Annotated in this window: 24 protein-coding genes; 21 read left to right on the plus strand and 3 right to left on the minus strand. The window is 46.1% G+C overall.

What is annotated here, in order from left to right; translation table 11 throughout:
* Positions 1-293: 293 nt before the first annotated feature.
* The 7 genes from glgA to Tfer_RS13395 all read left to right on the plus strand — a co-directional run bounded on the left by glgA (position 294) and on the right by Tfer_RS13395 (position 6876).
* Positions 294-1772 carry a glycogen synthase GlgA gene (gene glgA, locus Tfer_RS13370; RefSeq protein WP_013121200.1) on the plus strand — a complete coding sequence of 493 codons (1479 nt, stop codon included), beginning with the start codon at positions 294-296 and terminating at the stop codon, positions 1770-1772.
* Between the two features lie 189 nt (positions 1773-1961).
* Entirely contained in the window at positions 1962-2099 is a 138-nt protein-coding gene (locus Tfer_RS16635) for a hypothetical protein (RefSeq protein ID WP_160315570.1), read from the plus strand.
* A gap of 34 nt (positions 2100-2133) precedes the next feature.
* Positions 2134-3024: a hypothetical protein gene (locus tag Tfer_RS13375; protein WP_052218835.1), complete on the plus strand. Its 891-nt coding sequence runs from the start codon at positions 2134-2136 to the stop codon at positions 3022-3024.
* A gap of 118 nt (positions 3025-3142) precedes the next feature.
* Positions 3143-4369, plus strand: a complete 1227-nt coding sequence (locus Tfer_RS13380) for an SdpI family protein (protein WP_052218836.1) — start codon at positions 3143-3145, stop codon at positions 4367-4369.
* A 30-nt stretch (positions 4370-4399) separates the two neighbouring features.
* Positions 4400-5167 (plus strand): PRC-barrel domain-containing protein, encoded by a 768-nt coding sequence (locus Tfer_RS13385; protein WP_052218837.1) that lies wholly within the window; start codon positions 4400-4402, stop codon positions 5165-5167.
* Between the two features lie 28 nt (positions 5168-5195).
* Positions 5196-6554: a VanW family protein gene (locus Tfer_RS13390; protein WP_052218838.1), complete on the plus strand. Its 1359-nt coding sequence runs from the start codon at positions 5196-5198 to the stop codon at positions 6552-6554.
* A gap of 40 nt (positions 6555-6594) precedes the next feature.
* Positions 6595-6876, plus strand: coding sequence for a DUF503 domain-containing protein (locus Tfer_RS13395; protein ID WP_052218839.1), 282 nt, complete (start codon positions 6595-6597; stop codon positions 6874-6876).
* A 57-nt stretch (positions 6877-6933) separates the two neighbouring features.
* Here the strand turns inward: Tfer_RS13395 and Tfer_RS13400 are convergent, their stop codons facing one another.
* Positions 6934-8856 carry an aconitate hydratase gene (locus Tfer_RS13400; RefSeq protein ID WP_052218840.1) on the minus strand — a complete coding sequence of 641 codons (1923 nt, stop codon included), beginning with the start codon at positions 8854-8856 and terminating at the stop codon, positions 6934-6936.
* Between the two features lie 299 nt (positions 8857-9155).
* On the opposite strand from Tfer_RS13400, the gene Tfer_RS13405 reads away from it, so the two are divergent.
* The 3 genes from Tfer_RS13405 (at position 9156) to trmL (ending at position 11657) form a co-directional block, all read left to right on the plus strand.
* A complete protein-coding gene (locus Tfer_RS13405; RefSeq protein ID WP_052218841.1) occupies positions 9156-9776 on the plus strand; it encodes a Na/Pi cotransporter family protein in 621 nt (206 codons plus the stop codon).
* A 39-nt stretch (positions 9777-9815) separates the two neighbouring features.
* Positions 9816-10595 (plus strand): alpha/beta hydrolase, encoded by a 780-nt coding sequence (locus Tfer_RS13410; protein WP_052218842.1) that lies wholly within the window; start codon positions 9816-9818, stop codon positions 10593-10595.
* A 603-nt stretch (positions 10596-11198) separates the two neighbouring features.
* A complete protein-coding gene (gene trmL, locus Tfer_RS13420) occupies positions 11199-11657 on the plus strand; it encodes a tRNA (uridine(34)/cytosine(34)/5-carboxymethylaminomethyluridine(34)-2'-O)-methyltransferase TrmL (RefSeq protein WP_013121190.1) in 459 nt (152 codons plus the stop codon).
* Positions 11658-11666: 9 nt separating this feature from the next.
* Here the strand turns inward: trmL and Tfer_RS13425 are convergent, their stop codons facing one another.
* Positions 11667-12320: a CBS domain-containing protein gene (locus tag Tfer_RS13425; RefSeq protein WP_013121189.1), complete on the minus strand. Its 654-nt coding sequence runs from the start codon at positions 12318-12320 to the stop codon at positions 11667-11669.
* 153 nt (positions 12321-12473) lie between these two features.
* On the opposite strand from Tfer_RS13425, the gene Tfer_RS13430 reads away from it, so the two are divergent.
* Positions 12474-13574, plus strand: a complete 1101-nt coding sequence (locus Tfer_RS13430) for a 6-phosphofructokinase (protein ID WP_052218844.1) — start codon at positions 12474-12476, stop codon at positions 13572-13574.
* 23 nt (positions 13575-13597) lie between these two features.
* On the plus strand, positions 13598-14347 hold the full coding sequence (locus Tfer_RS13435; protein ID WP_052218845.1) for a class I SAM-dependent DNA methyltransferase: 750 nt from the start codon (positions 13598-13600) through the stop codon (positions 14345-14347).
* On the opposite strand, the gene Tfer_RS13440 is transcribed toward Tfer_RS13435, so the two are convergent.
* Positions 14344-15162, minus strand: a complete 819-nt coding sequence (locus tag Tfer_RS13440; RefSeq protein WP_052218846.1) for a polysaccharide deacetylase family protein — start codon at positions 15160-15162, stop codon at positions 14344-14346. The genes Tfer_RS13435 and Tfer_RS13440 overlap by 4 nt on opposite strands.
* 136 nt (positions 15163-15298) lie before the next feature.
* Between Tfer_RS13440 and Tfer_RS13445 the strand changes: the two genes are divergently transcribed.
* From Tfer_RS13445 to Tfer_RS13485, 9 genes are all read left to right on the plus strand, one after another.
* Positions 15299-15790 (plus strand): L-2-amino-thiazoline-4-carboxylic acid hydrolase, encoded by a 492-nt coding sequence (locus Tfer_RS13445; protein WP_052218847.1) that lies wholly within the window; start codon positions 15299-15301, stop codon positions 15788-15790.
* 54 nt (positions 15791-15844) lie between these two features.
* Positions 15845-17371 carry a formate dehydrogenase accessory sulfurtransferase FdhD gene (fdhD, locus tag Tfer_RS16145; protein WP_083436960.1) on the plus strand — a complete coding sequence of 509 codons (1527 nt, stop codon included), beginning with the start codon at positions 15845-15847 and terminating at the stop codon, positions 17369-17371.
* Positions 17372-17374: 3 nt separating this feature from the next.
* Entirely contained in the window at positions 17375-17866 is a 492-nt protein-coding gene (gene mobB, locus Tfer_RS13455; RefSeq protein WP_052218848.1) for a molybdopterin-guanine dinucleotide biosynthesis protein B, read from the plus strand.
* A 2-nt stretch (positions 17867-17868) separates the two neighbouring features.
* A complete protein-coding gene (locus tag Tfer_RS13460) occupies positions 17869-18549 on the plus strand; it encodes a Crp/Fnr family transcriptional regulator (RefSeq protein ID WP_052218849.1) in 681 nt (226 codons plus the stop codon).
* A gap of 64 nt (positions 18550-18613) precedes the next feature.
* Positions 18614-19534, plus strand: coding sequence for an AAA family ATPase (locus Tfer_RS13465; protein ID WP_052218850.1), 921 nt, complete (start codon positions 18614-18616; stop codon positions 19532-19534).
* Positions 19535-19536: 2 nt separating this feature from the next.
* A complete protein-coding gene (locus Tfer_RS13470; protein WP_052218851.1) occupies positions 19537-20940 on the plus strand; it encodes a vWA domain-containing protein in 1404 nt (467 codons plus the stop codon).
* Positions 20941-20963: 23 nt separating this feature from the next.
* Positions 20964-21668, plus strand: a complete 705-nt coding sequence (gene bshB1, locus Tfer_RS13475; RefSeq protein ID WP_052218852.1) for a bacillithiol biosynthesis deacetylase BshB1 — start codon at positions 20964-20966, stop codon at positions 21666-21668.
* Complete coding sequence (bshA, locus tag Tfer_RS13480) at positions 21665-22783, plus strand: N-acetyl-alpha-D-glucosaminyl L-malate synthase BshA (RefSeq protein ID WP_052218853.1); 1119 nt, start codon at positions 21665-21667, stop codon at positions 22781-22783. Before bshB1 ends, bshA begins: the two co-directional genes overlap by 4 nt.
* 609 nt (positions 22784-23392) lie before the next feature.
* Positions 23393-23803 carry a Fur family transcriptional regulator gene (locus Tfer_RS13485; RefSeq protein ID WP_083436961.1) on the plus strand — a complete coding sequence of 137 codons (411 nt, stop codon included), beginning with the start codon at positions 23393-23395 and terminating at the stop codon, positions 23801-23803.
* Positions 23804-24227: the final 424 nt, after the last annotated feature.

A 24227-nucleotide genomic window follows, 5' to 3' on the forward strand; every position in this document is an offset into this window, starting at 1 on the left:
CTCAAGAAAACTTTTGTTCATATCCGGTGATCATGCTTTGAGGTTATCCACAATTTTACCTCAAAGCATAATTTCCTAAAATTAAAACAATAACTTTTTTGTAAAGTTCACATGTGGTGTATTTATACTAATCGTAGGAAAGCTTTCTTTTATGGGGGTTTTCCAAAAAATAGACAAATAAAATGGCGTTTTCCGTTACAACCTAAGAATAAGTTGGCAAGACCGGTATTTGAAGTTAAGAGGGTTAAGAGGTTTGTTTCAATTATTTGCTGAAAAGAGGGAGGCAATTTACTATGTTAGATAAAAACCTGAAAGTTCTGTATGTGGCGGCGGAGGTCGTTCCTTTTGCCAAAACCGGAGGCCTGGCCGATGTGGCCGGTTCTTTACCGAAGGCTTTGACGGCACTGGGAAACGATGTGCGTATTGTGCTCCCCAGATATAAGGGAATTGACTGGCGCCGAACGGTGACTGATTTTCCTGTGGAGATGGCCGGGCAAAAGCAAACCTGCATTATCAGGGAAGGTTCAATTGAGGCGATAGTACCGGGTGGAACGAAGACGGTGCCTGTTTATTTTGTGGATAACTACCATTACTTTGACCGGTACGGGATTTATGGTTATTGGGATGAGGCGGAGAGGTATATCTTTTTCTGTAAGGCGGTCCTGGAGATGTTGCCATATATTGGTTGGCAGCCGCATATAATTCACTGCAATGACTGGCACACAGGTCCCATTCCTTTATTGCTGAAAACAAAATATCAAAACCGGGATATTTATAAGCGGATAGCCACCTTGTTTACTGTCCATAACCTGCTGTACCAGGGTAACCATGGCAAAGATGTGCTGCGCCTCCTTGGCCTGGGCGAAGAATATTTTCACCCCGACCGGCTGGAATTTTACGGAAAGGTCAGTTTTATGAAGGCGGGCCTGGTGTATGCAGATATATTAAATACTGTTAGTTCAAAATACGCGCGTGAAATTCAAACGCCTCAATACGGTGAAGGGATGGATGGATTATTGCGAAAAAGGGCTCATGACCTTTACGGGATCGTAAACGGGATCAACTTCCACGAGTTTAATCCCAAAACGGACCCGCGTATTTTCCGTAATTACAGTTCCGAGACCTTTGCGGAGAAGAGTGAAAATAAATATGCGCTGCAAAAGGAAATGGGCTTGCCTGTGGAGAGCGTGCCGTTGATAGGGTTGGTTTCACGTCTGGTCGATCATAAAGGACTGGATCTGCTTGCGGAAATATTGGATGAACTCATGAAAGAACGGGTGCAGTTGGTTATATTAGGTACCGGAGAACCGTATTACGAGCGGCTGTTCACCGGTTATAAAAATAAGTACCCCAACAAGATGGCGGTGCATATTGGGTTTAACAGTATTTTGGCGCAAAGGATATATGCCGGTGCAGATATGTTCTTGATGCCTTCAAAACTTGAACCGTGCGGGCTTGGTCAATTGATAGCGCTGCGCTACGGAGCTGTGCCGATAGTCAGGGCTACAGGCGGTTTGGCCGATACCATTGTTGATTACGATCCTTTCACCGGCATGGGAAACGGTTTTAGTTTTGAACCCTATTCGGCCCAAATGCTTTATCATACATTGCAAAGGGCCATCAAACTCTTTTACGACGAACCCGATAAATGGGAAAAACTGGCCCGCACAGGTATGGAACAGGATTTCTCCTGGAACCGGTCGGCGGCTGAGTACCTGGAACTTTATGATAAGGCCCTGGCCAGGACAACCAATCTAATTCAGACTGCATAACCCCTTTACCACCAGGAAATCGAATAGAAATTTATTACAACCACGGAGTACACAGAGGACACGGAGAATTAATGGTAAAAGTAAAGTTTATAGGTTCTCTGGTTTGAGTTATAATTAATTGCTTTGAAATTTTGCCTTTACTTTTTCCTCTGTGGTGTCTCTGTGCCCTTTGTGGTGGGTGGGTGAAGAATGGGTGGGGTGTCCCGGCTACTCCGGAGCTTAGCCGGTATGGGCTGCGGCCTTAAAGGGGAGGGAAAAGGCCGGTTAGGTGATATGACAGAAAATTTGCCTGTCAGACAGGAAAATTATCGGGAAAAGGCGAAATAGCTTTTAGGTAAATTAAAAGTAAAGGAGACTTTTGATGGCAAACCATTTTGGCGATGCTTTCGGTCGTACTTTCAAATTGCTGACGGAAAAATGGCAGATGTTTCTTTATCCCCTATTGGGGTCTATAGCCGGATTTTTTATTGTTGTGCCTGTTGCCGTTATCATAGGACTGGTGTTTTTCGGACCGCTGGTGAACAACATGATGCAAGTCTCTAATGATGAAGCCGCCCGCCTATTAATTCAATATCTTTTCAGTCCGGGGGCGGCAGGGGCTGTAGTTCTTGTTATCTTTATCCTTTTGCTTATGGCTGTGCAGGCTTATTTTACCGGGGCGATAAACGGGGTTTTCAGGGATGCTGTTGAGGGGTTACCCCTCAGTGTAGCCGAATATTTCAGAAACGGCTTAAAATACTGGTTCCGTGTCTTTGCTGTTATGCTGGTGGGCGCTGCCATTTTTGGTGTGCCGGTTATTTTGTACCTGAAATTCAGCATTATCAAGAACCTGAATGTCCTGTTACAAAACCCGGACAGTATAGTACCTTCTTTTGTCATGGGTTTCATTGCTTTTGGGCTAATCATGCTGGTTATTACACTGTTGTATAATTTGGTGACCTATTTTTGGCTGCCCTCCCTGATAGTGGGAGAGCTTGACTTCTTCTGGAGCCTGAAGGAAAGTGCTAAACTGGGTTTCAAAAACATACTGTATCTGATTGCCCTGGTGGTTATTCAGGTGTTAGCTTACGGAATTTTAAGCATGATAACAAATGTGCGGCCGAACAGTGGATTATTGATACTGTTGAATATAATAGCCAATTACATCTTTAATGTATATTTTGGTTTTTATAAATTTGTTTGGTATGACGAAATGCGTGCAAAACCCAGTAATATTGAATCAGGTCCCGATGCAGGTGATATTTTTGTATAGTTGGTTTAAACTGGATATTATGTGGAAATTTTCGAAAATATTAATTTTATGAAGGAATTATGTACCACCTGTCGAATAATACTTTATACGCTTAGTGCGTCCCTGAAGGGGGTCAGTTATGGCCAAATACATTGTATGGGTATTAATCACAAACGCGGCTTTATTTGGTGTATTTTATTTGGTAGGGCAGAAAAAAGGGTTGAATACCAGGGTTTTTTGGTACATAGCTGGGGTGTCCCTGTTAATCAGTACTCTTTTTCCAATAATGTTAGGTTTGATGAATTGGGTTTTGGTAGTGCTGATGTTAATAGGGGTTATTTTTGTTTGTGCTTACTTAATAACAATAGCTGCTCTGAATACCTCGGCAGCCACGCATCTGACGGATGGGATGGAAGAGGTTGCTGCTACACAGGAATTACCGCCTGAAGATAAAAAAATTGAGGCGGATGGTGTAGAAGACGTAGTAGCGGAAGATGAAGAAGAGGCAGAAGATACAAAACAGGCAGAAGAAACCGGCGATGATGCCGGAGCAAAGATGCAGTATGACGTAACAAAGGAAACGGAACAGGACGGAGCCGGAGAGATTAACACATCCGAAGAAATTTCAGGCACTGCATCGCATGAAGAACCTGAAGAACCGGGCATTATCTCAATTGCAGAAGTGCCGGAAAGATACAATGAAGCACATAACGAAAGTAATACGTACCAAGAAGTAGAGGAAACAGAATTAGAAGAAACAGACCTGTTTTCTGTAACAGATCAGGAAAATATCGCAGAACAAGCTATGAGCATTCCGGAACAGGAGGAAACCTTTTTTCCGGAGGATTCCGGAACGGGAGAAGCTTTTGCACAGGTTTTGGAGTTTGCCGTCCATACGGAAACTGAAAACCAATTACAAGGGGAACCGGATATGAGTGAAGATAAAACAAAGGATGCGGTTCAAGTTGATACGGGCGACCTGCTTAACGACTATATATCCAAAGGCTTTGATGCAAAAATGCAGGGCAAGCTGGACCTGGCCGTTAAGTATTTTGAATCGGCCTTGGAGTTAAACCCTTCGCTAAGCCTGAGATTTTTAATAATTACGGATATGTGCGCCATGTTCAAGGAATTGGGACAGTACAAGAAGGCCAGAGAAGCCTTGCAGGCTTTTTTAAATACCGTTGGGACAAACATCAAGCAGGATATGAAGAGGGATATTCTCTGTGAAATTAAACATTTAGAGCTTCTTATGGAGATGCTGCAGAAGGCTAATACTCCGAACCTGCCTATATCAATGGTGCCGAATTTAATTAAGGTAACCGTGGAAGAGAGATTAGGCCAATGGAAAGCGGAAACCTTTTAAAATACATTTGCTTGGTGAGGAGAGTAGGTTATGAAAAGAAGTGGAGAACTTTTAGGCCTGGCCATAATAAGCCTTAATGACGGTAAGGAAGTGGGTAAAGTTAACGACCTGATCATCAATCCCGAGGAAGGGGCCGTTGAGTGCCTGGTTGTGGACGACGGTACCCGTTACCTGGGAGTACGGGTATTGCCATCCAAATTTATCATAGGAGTTGGTGAATACGCCGTAACTATTGAGAGCGCTACAGCTATTACTACTCTGGATGATTTGCCTGATTTGAGCGACCTGTTGGAGAAAAATGTAAAGGTAATCGGGACTAAAGTTTTAACCAAGAAGGGCAAACTGATAGGAACGGTCAGCGAATTTTATGTAGACGAAGAAAACGAGGGCAAAATCGTGGCCTGTGAGTTTACGGCTCCCAAGAGCAACGAACCGAAAATTGTCCCGGCGGACGGGGTAGTAACCTTTGGCAAGGATGTTTTAGTAGTTGTTGAAGATGTTGACAAGTTGCTTACAGATAAAAAGACTTTCAGCGGTTTGGCTGAACCGGATGCACAAGTTCCTGCAGGGAGCGCTCAGGAAACAGAAGAGCAACAGGATGAAGATAATTCCGAGGCTACCAGGCTTTTTGAGGAACGACAGCGTCAATTCCTGTTAGGCAGAAAGGTCAGTAAGAAAATAGAAACTGAGAAAGGAGAAGTTCTGGCTGAGGAAGGCGACATTATTACGGAAGAATTACTGGAAAAAGTAAAAAGAGCCGGCAAATTTACCGAACTTTCCATGAATACGAGAAGTTAGAACCAAATTTTGCCGGGAGCGAGTGTCTATGCCTTCCAGAAAAAAGGTTTTTACAGGAATATTATCATTAATCGCCATTCAAGTGGCGGTTAGTGTTTTTGGGGCCGTTTTTTTCTTGGCTCCGGCACATAATGAATTGATTTATGAAGGGGTTTTGGTGGAGAATATTGATTTGGGCGGGCTGGATAAACCGGCAGCCGAAGAAAAACTGACCCGGGCCTTGGAACCGGGTCTTCGTAACTCTGCCATTACATTGACTTTCCGCAGCAAACAATGGACGTTGTCATATAGCCAACTCGGTATTTATGCCGACTATAAAAAGACTGTGGAGGAAGCTTATAATACAGGCCGGGGAAATAACCATTTCTTAAAAATGTTCGATTCTTTCAGGATTCGCATGAATGAGGTTGAACTGCCCTTAGCATTCCGGTTTGACGAAGAGAAAATGAGAAAAAGTTTGCAGGAATTGTCCGCTGAGATTAACCGGTCCCCCAAAAATGCCGGAGTTATCCTGCTGGATAACAAATTACAGGTGACCCCCGAACAAAAAGGGTACCGATTGGATGAAGAGGCTTCCCTGCAAGCTATTAAAAATGCTGTTATACAAAGGAAAGAGTCTTGCCGGTTAACTGTGCGGCAAGTGGCTGCCGAGGTTAGTGCGGGGCAGTTAAAAGACGTTAGGGACGACCTGGCCGTAGCCGTTACCGGTTTTGATGCCGCTGATAAAAACCGGCGAGCCAACATTATCCTGGCAGCGGAAAGTATAAACAATTCTTTAGTTAAACCGGGTGAAACCTTTTCATTTAACTATACTGTGGGCCAGAGAACCGTTCAAAGGGGCTATAGAAATGCCAAAGTAATCAGTAACAGCAATTTGACCGATGGTATCGGCGGGGGAGTCTGCCAGGTATCGACCACTTTATACCGAGCTGTATTAATGGCCGGCCTGCAGATAGTGGAAAGACATCCCCATAGCCTACCGCCCGATTATGTCCCCATTGGACAGGATGCTGCTGTGGCTGACGGCCAGCTTGATTTGAAATTCAAAAATAACACCGCCTTTCCTGTGCTGATAGCTGTTTCTGTTTCTGACAGTGAATTGCTTGTCAGGTTAATAGGCAAGAAGCAGGGTAATAAAAAATATCGCCTGGTTTCCGATATCTACGAGATAATTGAACCGAAGGTTACAGTGAAGAAAGACGGCACCCTGCCCAAAGGCGAAACAACGGTACTGGTCAGCGGCCAGAAAGGGTATCGGGTTAAGGTATTTCGGGTGACGGAGCCGGAAGGGAAAAAGGAATTGGTCTCTGAAGATTACTATAAACCCCTGGCCACCGTGGTCCGAGTCGGTACGAAAACCAACAACGACCTGCGCAACAGAAAATAACATGAAGGCAATCATTAACTTGCCGGTGGGGGTATCTTCGTTGTTTGTAGGGATATGCAGCGTGGACATTCACATTCCCTGGGCCCGTTCGTTAAAGGATAAACGGCAGGAGCTCAAAGGTATTATAGACAAACTGAAAAACAGATTTAACGTTTCTGTAGCCGAAGTAGCTGCCCAGGACTTCTGGCAGCATGCCGTACTGGGCATATCTACCGTCAGCGCCAGCGCAGACCTGGCGCGGCAGACTCTACAGAAGGCTGTGGATTACATTGAAGAGAATGCCAATGTGGAAGTGGTGGATTTTAATATTGAAGTTCTATAGTAAGCAGAAGGCCCAAGTCACTGCGTCAGGCAGCGATTTGGGCCTTTATTGACGGTGTTAACTGTTCTGTTTCTTTGTATAATTCAACAGGCCGCCGGCCTTGATGATATCCACCTGCCTTGGCGAGAGGCCATGTTCCATCGTAATTTGTTTACCGTTGGCCAAGTTGGTTACTGTGACTTTACCTGCTTCCGCCATTTTGGAAAAATCAATGGCAAGCTTGTCTCCCTGGCCGATAGCGTCGTAATCGGCTTCATTTATAAAGGTTAACGGCACGATGCCGAAGTTTATCAGGTTAGCCCTGTGAATCCGGGCAAAAGACTTGGCCAGTACGGCTTTTACGCCCAGGTACATAGGAGCCAGCGCGGCGTGTTCCCGGCTGGAGCCCTGGCCGTAATTGTGGCCGCCCACGATAAACCCGCCTCCGGCAGCCAAAGCCCGCTCTGCAAAGGTGGGATCAATAGCGGAAAAAACGTACTGGGAAATAGCCGGTATATTTGACCTGAGAGGCAGTATCTTGGCCCCGGCGGGCATGATGTGGTCGGTGGTAATGTTATCTCCCACTTTCAATAGTACGGAACATTCTACCTTCTCAGGAAGCTCCCTGTTTATAGGCAGCGGCTTGATATTGGGACCGCGCACCACTTCCACGGTACTGGGGTCTTCGGCCGGAGGGAGAACCATGCTGTCGTCAATTAAAAACTTTTCCGGCTGAGCAATTTCGATGGGTGCGCCCAGATCCCTGGGGTCTGTTAAAACGCCTTTGATGGCCGAGGCGGCAGCCACTTCCGGGCTGACCAGGTATATTTGGGCGTCAGCGGTACCGCTGCGACCTTCAAAGTTCCGGTTAAAGGTCCTTAAAGATATGCCGCCGGAACAGGGGGATTGTCCCATACCGATGCACGGGCCGCATGCCGATTCCAGAATTCTGGCTCCGGCAGAAATAATGTCCGCCAGGGCGCCGTTTCTCGCCAACATTTCAAAAACCTGTTTGGAACCGGGTGATATAACCAGGCTTACATCGGGATGGACTTTTTTGCCTTTGAGGATGCCTGCTACCTTCATCATGTCCGTAAAAGAAGAGTTTGTGCAGCTACCGATGGCAACCTGGTTCACCGCGATGGGCCCCACTTCTTTTACCTTGGCTACCCGGTCAGGGCTGTGCGGCTGTGCCACCATTGGTTCCAATTCGCTTAAGTTTATCTCCAGATATTCGTCGTAAACGGCGTCTTCGTCTGCTTTTATTTCCTGCCAATCCTGTTCGCGGCCCTGGGCCTTCAGGAACAGCCTGGTTACCTCGTCACTGGGGAAGATAGAGGTGGTGGCCCCTAATTCAGCTCCCATGTTGGTGATGGTGGCCCTTTCCGGAACAGACAGGGTGGCCACTCCCGGGCCGCCGTATTCAATGACTTTGCCCACGCCGCCCTTAACAGAGAGGATGCGCAGGATTTCCAGGATGATGTCTTTGGCGGAAACCCAAGGTTGCAAATGACCGGTAAGCTTTATATTCAGAACTTTGGGCATGTTCAGGTAAAAAGGACCGCCGCCCATAGCAACAGCCACATCCAGCCCACCGGCTCCGATTGCCAGCATACCTATACCGCCACCGGTAGGGGTGTGACTGTCGGAACCGAGCAGAGTTTGCCCGGGCACGCCAAAACGCTCCAGGTGAACCTGGTGACATATTCCGTTGCCGGGTCTGGAAAAATAGATCCCGTGTTTTGCTGCCACGGTCTGCAGAAATCTGTGGTCGTCGGCGTTTTCAAAGCCGGTCTGCAGGGTGTTATGGTCAACGTAGCTGACTGATAGCCTGGTTTTTACCCTTGGCACCCCCATGGCTTCAAACTGCAGGTAAGCCATGGTACCGGTAGCATCCTGGGTTAATGTCTGATCAATTTTAATGGCAATTTCTTTGCCAGGTTCCATTTGGCCTGAAACCAAATGCGCTTTGATGATTTTTTGTGCAATATTCTCTCCCATTTTGCCCTCCTTGGTTAGAAAATCGGTCCAACATTTCGCCGTACTCCCGTGGTCATTTCCGAGAACCTACTTAACTTAATGTACCAGAAAAAGCGGTAGGTGTCAATGAGTCCATGGTTTCGGACCCTTTGGCGGCAGTAAAGAGGATAAACGTTATTTTTGCCGAATACTATAACTACCGTTCAGTTTTTCCACCACCCATTGACGACTGAAATTTTCCGTTTTACGGCAAAACAGGCAGGTCTAAGGCCATTTTTCTGCTATAATATAAGAAATATTACGGCAGGGAGGTAGGTCTTATGACTGGTGTAAACTCAGACTGCAGGAAAATGGAAATGCTGAAACACCTGGGTGAATTAACGTTTTATGTCCGGTCCATGCTTATGAAAATTTTCGAAGGCTTCTTGCAGCATAAAAAGGGTGTGCTGGTTTCTGCTGAAGAATATGGATCAAAGGCTGACGGCTTGATTAATCAGCTTACGGCTGACGTTCTTTCTCCGGCGGAGGGGACAGGGGAAGAGGTTGACAGGACCACCGTTCTGCAGTTTCTCAAATCCGTGGAGCAGATCAAGTACTCCGCAGTGAAAATTGGCGAGAGTGTTAATAGCAAGATCAAAGACGGAGTCCTATTTAGTGATAAGGCCGTTACCGAATTAAAAGATGTTTTTGACGTGGTGCTGGACTGCCTGAAGAATGCCGGTGATTTGGCAGTGACCGGGAATAAAGTTATTGCCGGGCACCTGATTAGCCGGGCCGATCTTTATAATAGGGTGGTCATGGACTATGCTACCGAGCACGAAGAGCGTTTAATTCGCGGCATTTGTTTGCCGAAGTCATCAATTATTTACCTGACCATGATGGACAGCTTAAAAGATATTTTATGGAATATTAAAATTATAGGTAAAGCTTTTAACAAATGACCCTAACCGGGTCATTTATTACGCACAGGGAGGGCCTGTATGAGAAATGTCAGCTTTTTAAACAGCAGAGGACAGCGCTTAGCCGGGGTACTGCACCAACCAGACGATTGGCTGGGAGGGCCTACGATTGTTATTTGTCATGGGTTTCGTGGCTCCAAAGAGGGCAGTGGCAAGGCAGCCGTCTTTTCCGAAGAGGCTGTTGCCAGGGGCTACCGGGTATTGAGGTTTGACTTTGCCGGAACAGGGGACAGTGAAGGGGATTTTGCCAATATCACGTTAACAGGATATATGGATGACCTTGCTTCAGCGATAGATTACCTCAGTAGAGAATCGAAGGGCCCCTTCATAGCTTTGGGCAGGAGTTTTGGCGGAACCACGGCTATCTGCCGCGCTGCTTTAGATAAACGAATTGCCGGGGTTTGTACCTGGGGCTCGCCTCACGATTTGGAAAAACTATTTATCGAGCCTTTAGATACTTATTACGGTCCTTTAGGTGTCGACGAAGATAAGGTCTACCATATTGAAACCGAAACAGACAGCTATGAATTGAAAGCAGGTTTTTTCATAGATCTGAAAAGATACAACGTGTTAAAAAATGTGCAGTCTGTTGCGCCGCGGCCTGTTCTGATCATTCACGGCAGTGAAGACTGCACCGTGCCTATGGAACAGGGCATCAAGCTCTTTGAAAATGCGCGGTATCCCAAAGAGTTGGCGATAATCGCCGGAGCGGACCACCGTTTTACCAGGAATTTCCGATATGTTTTTGATACCACTTTAAAGTGGCTGGAAAAATATTTTCCCGCAGGTTCAGCCAGGTGAAACTGAATTATAGCAAGACTAAGTTTCATAAAAATGATTTACCTGAACAATAAATTACTTTTTTAGAAAAGGGCCCAGGTCTGACAGGAAATAACATTGTTGCATCGAAATAAATTTTACTAAAGGCAAAAAATGCAAAAATATTTACAGTTTCTATGTAGTATATAAATACTGTTTTCGCCTGGAGTATCTTTTCTAAAAAAGGAGTCTTTGACCATGCGGGAACGGTTTATTTTGGTGTTTATATTTCACTTATTTTCTCTTTCTTTGGTGTTGCTGCCCAAAAACATTAAAGGTCCTGCGCTCTTTGTATTCAGCTCCGTTCCTATTCGCTTCCTGGACCTGGTCGCATTTCTATTAATTGTAGGCGGTTCAATATACTTATACTCGATGCTGTTTAAATATTTGTTAAAACAGCAGCAGAAGACACATAAAAGGGAAAAGGTCGACCAAGACATCAAATCCTGAATCTGTTGTCGGCAGCAAAGACTGCGTGCTAGGGGTGAACAAAATTGTACGGGTGAATAAGAATGTAGTGCAGTTCGGAAAAATAAAAGGGACTATTAAATAAAAGGGACTATTATCAGAAACAGGAGGACAAGCATGAACATAGTCTTAGTAGAACCTGAAATTCCCGCCAATACCGGCAACATAGCCAGAACCTGTGCTGTCACAGGTTCTGTTTTGCATTTAGTAAAACCTTTGGGTTTTTCGGTAGATGACAAGCATTTAAAAAGAGCCGGCCTGGATTACTGGCACCTGCTGGATATCCGGTATTACGAAAATTTTCAGGAACTAAAGGCGAAATATCCTGCCAGCAGGTTCTATTATGTGACCACCAAGGGCAAGAAATTCTATACCGACGTTCCATATTCCGCCGATGATTTCCTGGTTTTCGGCAAAGAAACAGCCGGTTTGCCGAAGGAGCTGCTGGAAGAAAATGCGGAGTTCTGTATCCGCATTCCCATGATAAACAATGTCAGGTCTCTGAACTTATCCAACTCAGTAGCTATAGTATTATATGAGGCCTGGCGCCAGCAGGGTTTTCCGTCAGGCACTTAAAATACCTTTTTAGGCACAGGGTAGAGAAACGGAGTTTTCTATACATGTAATATCGGTAACTGTATAGCCGTGGGACTTTAATTCTTTCAGAAACTGTTCCGCTTTTTCCCGGCGAATCTTCAAGACAATCTCCGTTTCAAAGGTAACCATATGGTCGATTAACACCCCAAATTTATCTGCCAGTCGCACCAAATCCGATAAGAAACCTATTTTCTTCCGGTAGGGGATAGTAACCCGCACACCGGATTTGCCAAGCCCCAGGGAATTGATAAAGGCTTCGATGACGTCAGTGCGTGAAATCAGTCCTATCACTTTGGAATGTTCAATCACCGGCAGGCAGCCTATTTTATGGTTCTTCATAAGCAGGGCCGCTTCCTCTATGGTAATGTGCGGATTAATATGATAAGGATTGGGAACCATAACTTGCGTGATAGGTGTCCTCAGAAGAAGGTTTGTTTCAAAAGTTTTCCGTTCGTCGTGCTTATTCCTGGGGAAGATTTTCAGGAGGTCCGATTCAGAAGTTACGCCCACTAAATGTTGTTTTCTGTCAACTACCGGCAGGTGGCGAACATCATGCTGTCTGATAAGTTCCAGGGCTTCCCCTACGGTGGCCTTTTCCGTTATAAGCACAACGGGTTGGGCCATCAGGTCTTTAACCAGCATTGCAATCACCTTCTTTGCTCAGACTTATAATAACTTTTCGACGTTATTCGATTAAAATCCTTGTGTTTTGCGGAAAAAGTGGCGGCTGGAGAGGATTTCCTGTCAGAGTGTCGAAAACAAAATTTTAATTATTGCGAAAGGAGGCTCATTATAATGAGTACTGCGGTAATAAAAAGGATAGGCGTGTTAACGGGCGGCGGAGACTGTCCCGGTTTGAATGCCGTCATTCGGGCGGTGGTAAAAACGGCTATTAATCAGTATGGTTTAGAAGTGTATGGCATTATGGACGGCTTTGGCGGACTGATTCATAACCAGTATACAAAACTGGATGTCAAGAGTGTATCTGGCATTTTACCCAGGGGTGGAACTATTCTCGGCACTACCAACAGGGATAATCCTTTTCGCTATCCTGTGAAGAAGAATGGGGAAACGGTTTACGTTGACAAATCTGATGAAATTATTGCCAATCTCAAAAAATTGGAGATCGATGCTCTGATTATTATAGGTGGAGACGGCAGCCTCAGTATTGGGAAGGAATTTTGGGATAAAGGATTTCCGGTTATTGGTATCCCCAAGACTATAGATAACGACCTTTCGGCCACGGATATAACCTTCGGTTTTGATACGGCCCTGCATACGGCTACAGATGCTATCGACAAGCTGCATACTACGGCTGAGTCCCATCACCGGGTGATGATCCTGGAAGTTATGGGCCGCTATGCCGGCTGGATAGCCCTGGAAGCGGGGATAGCCGGCGGGGCCGACGTTATTCTGATTCCGGAAATCCCCTTTACAATTGAGGCAGTTTGCAGGAAAATCAGGGAACGAAAGGACAACGGAAAGAAATTCAGCATCATAGTTGTGGCCGAAGGTGCCAGGAAAAAGGGCGGGGAGATGGTGGTAGCTAAGGTAATTCCCGACAGCGCCGACCCCATCCGCCTTGGCGGTATAGGCAATAGTATTGCTGAAGAAATCGAAAAGTGTTCGGGTATGGAAACCAGGGTTACGGTGCTTGGCCACCTGCAGAGAGGAGGTAGCCCTACACCTTTTGACCGAATTCTCAGCACCCGGTATGGGGCTTGTGCTGTTAAAGCCTTGATGGAAGGTAAATTCGGCCATATGGTCTGTCTGAGAAATACCCGTATAGAAACTGTTCCAATCGCCGACGCCGTAAAGCAGTTGCGTAAGGTACCGCCTGACGGTGACAAAGTATTTGCGGCCAAATCGGTAGGGATCAGTTTTGGTGACGAGTAAAACAAACCTGGAGACGATTATTGATGGACCAGTATGTTAAGCTTGCCGACATTTACGATTATTTGGTGCAGGGCGTTGATTATGACGATTGGTTTAACTATATTCGGGAAATCGCTGGCAGGTTCAATGTAAAGCTGACCGGCGTCCTGGATCTGGCCTGTGGTACGGGCAATACAACTCTGCCTTTTGCTAGACACAGTATAAAAGTATACGGTTTGGACCTTTCCGGGGCCATGCTGGATAAAGCCAGGGAAAAAGCCGCGGCGGAAAACCTGACCGTTGAATTCCTACAACAGGATATGCGTGAACTACGATTGCCGGAAAAGGTGGATCTGGTGACCTGTTACCACGACGGGTTAAATTACATAACGGCATATACCGACATGGTAAAAGTTTTCCACGGAGTCTACTCCGCTCTCCGGCCTGGCGGATTATTCATTTTTGACATGAACGCTGTTGCCAAACTGGCCAAAGGGGCGAGCAACGATACCACCTTCCTCGATGAAGAGGATATGTCTCTTATTTGGGAGACCGACTACAACCCTGCGGAAGACTTATGGGAAATAAGGTTAACGGGTTTCATTAAGAAAGGGGCTCTTTACGAGAAGTTCTACGAAGTTCACCAAGAGAAATATTATTCAAGAGATGAAATAATAGCGGCTTTGGGACGAACGGGTTTTGAACTGCTGGCAGAATACCACGGATTCACTTTTGACCCGCCAAACCCTTCGACCAGAAGGGTCTTTTATGTTGCCCGTAAACCGAACGGTTAATAGGGTTCTCCTTCCACGGCGGTTATGAAACCGGTTCTGTTGGTATAACCGGTAATGCGGAAACGGTTTAACCTATAAGGGTCGGAAGTTTTAATAACGGGACCGATAGCAGTGGTAAAGGCACAGGAATAACCTGCCTTTTTAACCATTTGCGCCACATCGTCGTCCAAATTGCCGTAAGGATAGGCAAAACTGGTAACGGGGACGCCCAGCCGTTTTTCCAGTGCTCTTTTGCTTTCAGCGATTTCATAAGCGGCAACAGTTCTGTTTATTCTGGCCAGATGGGGATGACTTAAGGTATGGGAACCAAATTCAAAACCATACCGTTTCATCTCCATTATCTGATTCCAGTTAAGCAGTTTGTTATAAGGCTGTTTGCCTATTTTCACATCCCATACGTTGTAGCGGCCGATATCATCGGCCACGAGGAAAATAACACCCTTAAAGCCGTAACGCTTCATAATCGGGTAAGCAAAAAGATAGTTGTCTTCATAACCGTCGTCAAAAGTAATCAAAATTGGCCTTTTTGGCAGGGTTTTTTTGTGGCGTAGGTAGTTTATGAGATCTGTGCTGGAGATAGTCGTGAAACCGCGCTGTTTTAGGTATCGCATCTGCCAGCTAAATTCGTTGGGGTCAACCCGTAAGCCCTTGCCGCCGCTTGACCTGTAAGGATTGACTTTGTGATACATCAGGACAGGGATAGGCCTTTGGTTATCTGTTAATTTCAGCGCTGGGGCCTCTGCTCTGCCGGCCAGAAAAGTAATAAAGGCAAAGATTAGGACAAGCAATATTAACAGGTGGGAAAATTTCCGCATAACACGGGCATTCCTTTCCTTTGTAAAATTGCTTTTTTCAACAATATATCACATATTTGTTGTCCAGTGTTATAAAAAAAATCGGTAATATTTATCTCTTTTAATAATTGCCTGAATGGACAATGAGGAGGTCAATATGGAGGACAAAGTAACCGGAGAAGAACTAAGGGACGCGGTGCGGGCAGCCATAGAAGACAGGGCTGTTTGGCTCTACCTTATCCTGAAGGAATTACAGGGCGGTAAAGAAATTACGGAGGTTCCTGCTGTTTCGGAAGCAATATTTAAATTTGGACGGCAAAAAGGAGAACAGATGCCGCCTGCCGATAACCCAGGCGATTGGGCCAGAAGCCTGATAACGCCGGTGGGCAGCATGGTATTTGAACAAAAGCTGGTTGAGGAAAGTGATAACCGGGCAGTTATTGAATTTTCGTATTGTCCGCTGGTGGAAGCCTGGAAAAAGCAAGGGGCTTCTGATAAAGAAGTTGCTGCCCTTTGCAAAATGGCTAGGTGTGGCGACCATGGGCGGATAGCCTCTTTTCCTTTCAAGCTTACTTTTGAAAAATTGCTGGCGGAAGGGGATAAAGTATGCCGGCTGTTGGTTGAGAGGGAAGATATTCGACAAGAATAAGTTTTTCAAGTATAATTTAAGAAAGTTTCTTAATTATTATTTTGGGGTGACTACATGGAAGACGGTAGCCTGGTCATATTATCCGGCGGTCAAAACACCCGCATGGGACAGAACAAGGCCTTTTTAAGGGTCCGGGATGTCCCCATTATAGAAAAAATCATTGGCGAACTGGGGACGGTATTTAAAGAAATCATTATTGTAACTAACGCTCCCCATGCTTATAAAGGTTTGCAAAATATTCGCATAGTCACCGATATTTATCCTGGCAAAGGGCCCTTGAGTGGTATCCATGCCGGGTTGACCCATGCATCCCTGGACAGAAGTTTAATAGTGGCCTGTGATATGCCTTTCGTAGCCAGAAAAACGGCACAGCGGCTGTTTCGCCAAAGCCGCGGTTGGGATGTTACCGTTCCGGTTATAGAGGGGAAATACCAACCTCTGTTTGCTATTTATGCTAAAAGCTGTCTAAAACCCATTGAGCAGCAGTTGCAGGCGGGGATATATAAAATTACGTCCTTTTACAGCCAGGTTCGGGTAAGAGAAATAGATTACAGTGAACTGAATAACGGAATTGCGCCGGAAAAGTTTTTTTACAACGTAAATACCCCCGCGGAACTGGAAGAAGCCAGAAAAATGGCAACAGAAATCTGTGGAGAAGACAATATTGGGGAAGACAACATTCATGAAGAAAATACTCAGGAAGATAATTCCCAGGAAAATAATTCTCTGGAAGACAATCAGGAAAATAATACTCCGGAAGACAAAATTCAGGAGGATAATGCTCAGCGAAGAAGTGCTCGGCAGGATAAGAAATACCTTCAGGCTTACCGCTGGAAAGCCGGGATCGTAGAGCTAATAGATGACCCGCTGGCAGCAGAAAGTCCTCTGACTGTTTTTCTGAACGACCAGGAAATTGTGACCCTTTTATGCTCACCGGTAAACCAGGACGAACTGGCTGTGGGGTTCCTTGTCTCTGAAGGGCTGATAAAAGGGGATGCCGGAGAAATCAGGGTAAGGGTTGACTGTGAGCGGGGAATGGCCTGGGTAACAGCCGATAAGGTCAGTATTATTGCTGAGCAGACTTTTTTGAAACGATATATCACAACGGGCTGCGGTAAGGGTACCACTTTTTATAATGTTATGGACGCCAAATGCCGGCCGGTGACGGGTCAGATCACAGTTGCGGCTGAAAAGATTATTGAATTGATGACCCGGACCCAGCAGGTTTCCCGCCTGTTCAAGGATACGGGAGGTGTGCACCTGGCAGCACTCTGTTCCGTGGACAGGATGATTTTATACCGGGAAGATATAGGACGCCATAATGCCCTGGATAAGATTGTGGGCAGGTGTTACATGGACAATATATCTGTGGATGATAAAATTCTTTTCACAACGGGTAGGCTTTCTTCGGAAATTCTTCTCAAAGTGGCTAAATTGGGAGCGCCTATCCTGGTTTCCAGGTCAGCGCCGACCGAATTGGCGGTAAAACTGGCGAGACAACTGGGGGTAACCCTCATCGGTTTTGCCAGGGGCGGGCGCTTTAACCTTTATGCCAATGAATACCGGGTCCTGGGGGGTTGACCAGTGATTCCTTTTGTAGGGATTGTAGGGTTCTCCAATACGGGCAAGACTACATTAATGGAAAAACTTATCCGGGAATTGACCGTCAGGGGTTACCGGGTGGCAGCCATTAAGCACCATCACCGGGATATGGAATTTGACCGGCCGGGCAAGGATACATGGCGGCACGCCCGGGCTGGGGCGGCAACAGTTATGCTGGTTTCTCCATATCAAATGGTAAAAATTTCAAAAAGTGAGCAAAAAATAGGCCTGCAAAAGGCGCTGCAGGAGATTACCGATGCTGATATAATTTTAGTTGAGGGATTTAAAAAAGAAAAGATGCCCAAAATCGAAGTGTTTCGCGGTTCGGTGCATGATGCCCTTATTACGTCCCGGGAGGAATTGGTGGCCGTCGTGGCTTCCGACAGGGAATTTACCGGCGTGCCCTGTTACGGGCCGGATGATGTTAAAGAATTGGCCGACCTTATAGTAAAAGAGTTTTTGAAGGAGGGATAGCTTTGCTGACTGTCCGGGAAATTATCGGGAACACTCCTATTTTTGCCGGTCTGGAGGAAAATGAACTACAGCAGATAGAAGATATTGTTGTAATAAGGAATTATAAGAAAAACATGATCATTTTTATGGAAGGGGAGCCGGGCGAGGCCCTGTTCTTTATCATCTCCGGCAAAGTTAAGGTATACAAGCTGGCAGAAGACGGTCGGGAACAGATTTTGCACATCTTAAAAGAAGGCGATGTGTTTGCCGAGGTGGTTTTTATTGACAAAGGCAACTACCCGGCGACAGCCCAGGTGCTCGAAGACAGTCAGATAGGGCTTATCCGAAACGATGATTTTGAACGACTGGTGCGGGAAAACCCCGATATCGCGCTCAGCCTGCTAAGAGTTATGACCTATCGTTTACGCCAGGCGCAGATTCAGATCAGGGATATCGCTCTGCGGGATACCTATGGACGTGTGGCCAGCATGCTGCTGATGCTGGCTAAAGAACACGGCTTAACCTGCGCAGAGGGAATAAAAATTGACCTTTCTCTGAGCAGGCAGGAATTGGCCAATTTGATCGGAACCACCAGAGAAACTGTAACGAGAGTCCTGAGTGATTTCAATAAAAGCAATATTATTCGGCTGGACAGGCAGGTAATAACCATTCTGGACGAAAAGAAACTGCGCAGTTGGATGTGATATGCGTCATTTTTTTGCATCCAGCCCTTTGGTATAATGCAAGAAAAAACGGGAGTTGTGTATTATGAAGGATTTTACGGTGGAAGAACTGAAAAAGGCCTTTGAAGAACAAGCCTATATCTTGGAACAGGATACGGTTGTTACGGTGTTTCTCGCTTTAAAGCTGGAGAAACCTTTATTGGTGGAAGGTCCGCCGGGGGTGGGGAAAACAGAAATTGCCAAGGCCCTCAGTAGGATTTTTCAGGCGGAACTTATAAGGCTGCAATGCTATGAGGGGTTGGATGAAAACAAGGCCTTATATGAATGGAACTACCAGCGCCAGTTAATCCGCATTCAACTGGGCAAAGCGGAAGAAGGCGGGGACATCACGGAAGAAGACCTTTTTTCGGAAACATATTTACTGGAACGTCCCCTCCTAAAGGCTATCCGGACCGAAAATAAACCCGTACTTTTAATTGATGAAATTGACAAGACCGACGAGGAATTTGAAGCCTTTTTATTCGAGATATTGTCCGATTTTCAGATTTCTATACCTGAACTGGGTACAATAAAAGCTAAACAAATTCCCATAGTGGTATTGACCAGTAATGCGGAACGGGATTTGTCCGACGGTTTAAAACGCCGTTGCGTTTACCTTTACGTGGATTACCCATCGATAGAAAAAGAACTGCGCATTATCAGGGCCAGGGTGCCCGGGGTCGGTGAACAGCTTTCCCGGGAAGTTGCCCAGGCAGTCAATTACCTGCGCACAGGTATTGAACTAAAGAAAAAACCGTCCATATCGGAAACCCTGGACTGGGCCAAAGCCTTGGTATACATGGACGCCGATAGGTTAGATCCGGCCCTGGTGGAATCGACGATAAATGTGTTGCTGAAAAATAAGGAGGACCTGGACATTTACCGGCAGGAGTTAGGAGCGGCCGGACTTTTATCAGCTATGCGGTCGCCGGACTGTTCGTGCCGGCACAAGCACAGGAGGGATTAGTTATGTCCCACCCGGCCCAAGAAAATTCTACCGGGCGCCAGCGCTATATCGAAAACAGCATTGTCAGGTTTGTTGATGCTCTTCGGCGCCTTGGCCTGCGCATAAGTTCCGCCGAGGTCATTGATGCCGTGCGAGGACTGCAAATGGTGGACATTATTGACCGGGAACAGGTGTTGGCCGTGTTTCAGGGAACTCTGGCCAAGGATGAAACCAGCCGCAAGCAGGTCAAGCGCGCATTCGATGCCTATTTTACAAACCCTGAAAATATGGAAAAAAGAGTGGCTCAGTATGTTGAGGGCCAGGAAAAGAAAGCTGTGGAAATGCAGGCAGCGGAAAAAGATTTGTCCTTTGAGTGGGAACAACGGGGACAAGACGGTGAATCTTCCGGCCAGTTGCAACTGAAGCTCACTGACGAGGAAAAACAGGTTTATGCCCGGTTGCCTGAAGATAAAAAACAGAAAATTCGGGATTATTTACAGAGCCAGTTCCAGGGGAATCGTATAAACAGCCCGGAACAACTGATTACCAATGTGGTGAGAAGTTCTTTAAACTATTGGAAACACAGGCTGCGGCAGGAAGAAGCATACCCGCCCTTTGAGGTAAATTATGCAGGTGACCCAGAAATGGACAGTCTGCTGGATGAGGTAGTAAAACAGACTATTCAGGAAGAGGATTTGCTTTATGAGGACATGCAGAAACTGGCGGACAGGGACCTGCCGCAGGTGGGGGTACTGATAAAGAAACTTTCCCAAAAACTGGCGACCAGGATATCCCGGCGGTATAGACAGAGCAAAAAGCGGAGCCGCCTGGACCTGCGCCGGTCAATTCGCCACAATATGCGGTATGGGGGAACTCTTTTCAAACTGGATTTTAAAACGCGAAAACCCCGGAAACCACGATTTTTATTGATAGCCGATGTATCGGGTTCAATGGCTAAATATGCGGGTTTTATCCTGCAATTTATTTACGGTTTGTCCAGTACGGTGGAAGACATCGAAAGTTTTGTTTTTTCTGAAGGGGTGGAACGGATTACGCCTTACTTCAGGGCAGGACATCCCTTTGACCAAACCATGACCGATATTGTTAATAGAAGCAAGGAGTGGGGCAAAGGGACCGATTTATATAAAGCCCTGCAGGTAATCGAAAACAAATATGGCGCCCTGCTACGGCCCGATACCTTTTTGATAATATTAAGCGATACCAAAACGCTGAACTATGCCAGAGCGGCTGAGGAAATGACCAAACTGAGAAAGAAAGTAAGGGAAATCATCTGGCTGAATACCCTGCCGAAAAAGAGTTGGGACGATACGCCATCTGTGCAGGCTTTTTGCGCCAGGTGCCTGATGTACGAGTGCAATACGCTGGCTCATCTGGAGCGGATTATGACCAGTAGGATATTGAAATAAACTCAGGAAAAGGGGTATGTGGTATGGATTCTGAAAAATTGGACATGATTGCTTTCGGCGCTCATCCTGATGATGTGGAAATAGGAGCGGGCGGGCTTATAGCCAAACAAACGGCCCAAGGATATAAAGTGGGCATTGTCGACCTGACTCGTGGTGAACTGTCCACCAGGGGAACTGTGGAAATCAGAGAGCAGGAGGGGTACAAAGCGGCCGGCATACTGGGGGCAGTTTGGCGGAAAACCCTGGGCATACCCGACGGAGAAGTTTCGGTATGCAGGGAAAATATAGACCTGGTAGTACCTCTGCTCAGAAAATATAAGCCGACGGTGGTTCTGGCTCCTTACTGGGAAGACAGACACCCCGACCATGTCAAGGCGGCCCACTTGATTGAAGAGGCGGTGTTCAAAGCCGGTTTAGTGAAATATATGCCGGAAATTCCGCCCTTCAGGCCCCAGGTTATTCTGCATTACTACCTGAATAGGCCCGGGACCGTTTCGTTTATAGTGGACATCAGCGAATATTTTGCCACCAAGTGGGAAGCTTTGCTGGCCCATGATTCCCAGTTTGGGCAGAGGGGGCTGTTGGGAGCAAAAGACCCGTTGAGTTTTGTAGAAAGCCGCAATCGGCAGTACGGGGCGCAAATAGGGGTTGAATACGGAGAGGCCTTTACCACTAAGGTGCCGGTGCCTTTGAATGACCCGATTGCCGCCTGGAGGGAAACCAAATGAGAATCGGTATGATCTGTTACCCTTCATACGGCGGCAGTGGAGTGGTGGCTACAGAGTTAGGAAAACAATTGGCCTTCAGAGGCCACGAGGTGCACTTTATCAGTTACGAACGTCCTTTTAAACTGGACCTGTTTCATGAAAACATAATTTTTCATGAAGTAGACATTGTTGATTACCCGTTGTTCAAGTTTCCTCCGTATTCGATGGCTTTGGCGAGCAAGATATATGAAGTAGCTAAATGGGCAGGCCTTGACCTGCTTCATGTTCATTATGCCATACCTCACGCAGTAAGCGCTTACCTGGCCAAACAGATGCTCAAAGGAGAGTTGGAATTACCGGTCATAACTACCTTGCATGGGACTGACATAACCATTGTGGGGTTGGAGAAACAATTTTATGATATTACCCGTTTTGCCATCCAGTGCAGCGATGGGGTCACCGCCGTTTCCAGAAGCCTACGGGATGAAACCCTGTGCCGGTTTAAACTGAACAGGCAGATTGAAGTAATCTACAATTTTGTGGACCCCGAAGAATACCGGAGGCTGCCGTGCCCTCAGTTAAAGAAAAGATTTACCGACGGCGAAGATAAACTTCTGATTCATATCTCCAACTTCCGACCGGTAAAACGTCTGAAAGATGTGGTAGATCTTTTCGCCCTGGTTAACAGTAAGATTCCGTCCAAGCTGCTGTTGATCGGCGACGGTCCGGACGGTTCTTATATTCATGAATACGTAGGAAAAATCGGCCTTTTAGACAGGGTATTTTTTTTGGGTAAACAGGAAAGGGTTGTGGAGCTGCTTTCTATCTCGGATTTATGTTTGCTTCCCTCGGAAAAAGAAAGTTTTGGCCTTGTTGCGCTGGAAGCAATGGCATGCCAGGTACCTGTAGTCGGAACTAAAGTAGGGGGACTACCGGAGGTGGTCAGAGACGGCGAGACGGGAATCCTTGAAGAAGTAGGTAATGTTGCGGCAATGGCTGAAAGGGCTGTGAAACTCTTAAGTGACGAAGAGAGGTATTTACAAATGGCCCTGGAAAGCCGCAGGCATGCCGTCAGCAAGTTTCATATAGATGACATGGTAGAAAACTACCTAAGATTTTATGAAGTTTTTCTTTGAAGACAGATCTTTTAATTTGGCAAAAACTGTTAACATTGCTAACGACAGTGAAGGATTGAAATAACTGTTCCCGGTACAGATTCAGGAAACCTAGAAATCCGGGCCATATCATATCCATAAGTTGGCGAATTTCGATTTGCAGAATAGACCGCTTATTTACCTCAGACCGGCGTGCCCTGGTAGCTGTTTGAAGTTTGTCACAGACACCACTGGGAAGCTTTGACTCGATACCTTTATTTCCAATAATCGCACTGGTAATGGCGGCTAAATTCAGGTCATCAGTTTTGGTCCAGTTAAAAGCAGAATCACGCTCCTCAAAGGTGTAACATTCTTGAAGTTTCCTGCTAGGTTCTTCAAATGTTATATAGTGGGTGGGGATTTTCCTTCTTTCAGAAACATTATACTATACCAGGACACTTCACCGCCACAGGGCGCTCATTAAGTAAAGCAATTGCCTCCTTTTTTATAAAAATTAAAAGAAAAGTCTGAAAACTGCAAAGAAAGTAAGTTTACAAATGTTGACAGTTAAAGAAAAAAGGGATATACTTAATGCATAGTGATATTTTCATTTTTTGTATTTTTTGCTACGAAAGAAGGGTGAATTGCACATTGAGGGCCAAAACCACCAGAATGACCAAACAGAAAAGAATTATCTTAGAAATACTACGCAATACAGATTGTCATCCATCGGCAGACTGGGTATACGAACAGGCCAAAAAAGTAATTCCGGATATCAGTTTGGGCACCGTTTACCGCAACTTAAACGTATTAAAAGAACTTGGTGAGATTTTGGAACTTAATTATGGCTCTACATATAGCAGATACGATGGCAAAGCTAACAATCATTATCATTTTGTATGCGAAAACTGCAATAAATTAGTAGATGTTGATATGCCTGTTTACCAGGGCTTGGATAAACTGGTGCAGGATACGACGGGGTACCAGGTTAATTACCATCGGATGGAGTTTTATGGTATTTGCGATGAATGCCTGCAGAAAATGGCCGCCGAGCAAAGATAAAAAGCGTATTTTACATACGCTTCAGATTGATGACAAAGCTGCATTATCATAATTAAGGGGAGGTTAAATGATCCCTCCGCTCCAATATTTCCAAGCCGGTCTATTGGAGGGGTGGGTGAAGCGGCATGTTGGAAGGGTGGGTGGGGTGACCCGGCTTCCCCGGAGCTTTGTGCTGGAGAATGGCGGCAGGGTAGGAGGGTGTCTCCGCTACCGGGGAGCTTGGTGCTGCAAAATCTTGCCGATCAGGCAGCGTTCCCGAACTCGATGGCTCATATAGCATTTCTTAAAAGCCGGGCCGCCTACCCTTCCCTAGGTAAGGGTGAGAAAGAGGCCGCTGTGGAGGTAAAACAATAAGTTGCGACTTGGTGGAGGGCGGGTAGACAGTGTTAACGACAGTGAGGGCTTGAAATCGCTGTTTCCGGCA

It is taken from the genome of Thermincola ferriacetica (assembly GCF_001263415.1).
Taxonomy (GTDB): domain Bacteria; phylum Bacillota; class Thermincolia; order Thermincolales; family Thermincolaceae; genus Thermincola; species Thermincola ferriacetica.

What these genes read in the sequence shown, in the direction of transcription:
- Tfer_RS13445 (WP_052218847.1), top strand. Translation starts at nt 15,299, where the DNA reads ATGGAGGACAAAGTAACCGGAGAAGAACTAAGGGACGCGGTGCGGGCA.
- Tfer_RS13470 (WP_052218851.1), top strand. Translation starts at nt 19,537, where the DNA reads ATGTCCCACCCGGCCCAAGAAAATTCTACCGGGCGCCAGCGCTATATC.
- trmL (WP_013121190.1), top strand. Translation starts at nt 11,199, where the DNA reads ATGAACATAGTCTTAGTAGAACCTGAAATTCCCGCCAATACCGGCAAC.
- glgA (WP_013121200.1), top strand. Translation starts at nt 294, where the DNA reads ATGTTAGATAAAAACCTGAAAGTTCTGTATGTGGCGGCGGAGGTCGTT.
- Tfer_RS13465 (WP_052218850.1), top strand. Translation starts at nt 18,614, where the DNA reads ATGAAGGATTTTACGGTGGAAGAACTGAAAAAGGCCTTTGAAGAACAA.
- Tfer_RS13425 (WP_013121189.1), bottom strand. Translation starts at nt 12,320, where the DNA reads ATGCTGGTTAAAGACCTGATGGCCCAACCCGTTGTGCTTATAACGGAA.
- Tfer_RS13380 (WP_052218836.1), top strand. Translation starts at nt 3,143, where the DNA reads ATGGCCAAATACATTGTATGGGTATTAATCACAAACGCGGCTTTATTT.
- Tfer_RS13385 (WP_052218837.1), top strand. Translation starts at nt 4,400, where the DNA reads ATGAAAAGAAGTGGAGAACTTTTAGGCCTGGCCATAATAAGCCTTAAT.
- Tfer_RS13430 (WP_052218844.1), top strand. Translation starts at nt 12,474, where the DNA reads ATGAGTACTGCGGTAATAAAAAGGATAGGCGTGTTAACGGGCGGCGGA.
- Tfer_RS13440 (WP_052218846.1), bottom strand. Translation starts at nt 15,162, where the DNA reads ATGCGGAAATTTTCCCACCTGTTAATATTGCTTGTCCTAATCTTTGCC.
- Tfer_RS16635 (WP_160315570.1), top strand. Translation starts at nt 1,962, where the DNA reads ATGGGTGGGGTGTCCCGGCTACTCCGGAGCTTAGCCGGTATGGGCTGC.
- Tfer_RS13410 (WP_052218842.1), top strand. Translation starts at nt 9,816, where the DNA reads ATGAGAAATGTCAGCTTTTTAAACAGCAGAGGACAGCGCTTAGCCGGG.
- fdhD (WP_083436960.1), top strand. Translation starts at nt 15,845, where the DNA reads ATGGAAGACGGTAGCCTGGTCATATTATCCGGCGGTCAAAACACCCGC.
- Tfer_RS13435 (WP_052218845.1), top strand. Translation starts at nt 13,598, where the DNA reads ATGGACCAGTATGTTAAGCTTGCCGACATTTACGATTATTTGGTGCAG.
- bshB1 (WP_052218852.1), top strand. Translation starts at nt 20,964, where the DNA reads ATGGATTCTGAAAAATTGGACATGATTGCTTTCGGCGCTCATCCTGAT.
- bshA (WP_052218853.1), top strand. Translation starts at nt 21,665, where the DNA reads ATGAGAATCGGTATGATCTGTTACCCTTCATACGGCGGCAGTGGAGTG.
- Tfer_RS13400 (WP_052218840.1), bottom strand. Translation starts at nt 8,856, where the DNA reads ATGGGAGAGAATATTGCACAAAAAATCATCAAAGCGCATTTGGTTTCA.
- Tfer_RS13405 (WP_052218841.1), top strand. Translation starts at nt 9,156, where the DNA reads ATGACTGGTGTAAACTCAGACTGCAGGAAAATGGAAATGCTGAAACAC.
- Tfer_RS13390 (WP_052218838.1), top strand. Translation starts at nt 5,196, where the DNA reads ATGCCTTCCAGAAAAAAGGTTTTTACAGGAATATTATCATTAATCGCC.
- Tfer_RS13375 (WP_052218835.1), top strand. Translation starts at nt 2,134, where the DNA reads ATGGCAAACCATTTTGGCGATGCTTTCGGTCGTACTTTCAAATTGCTG.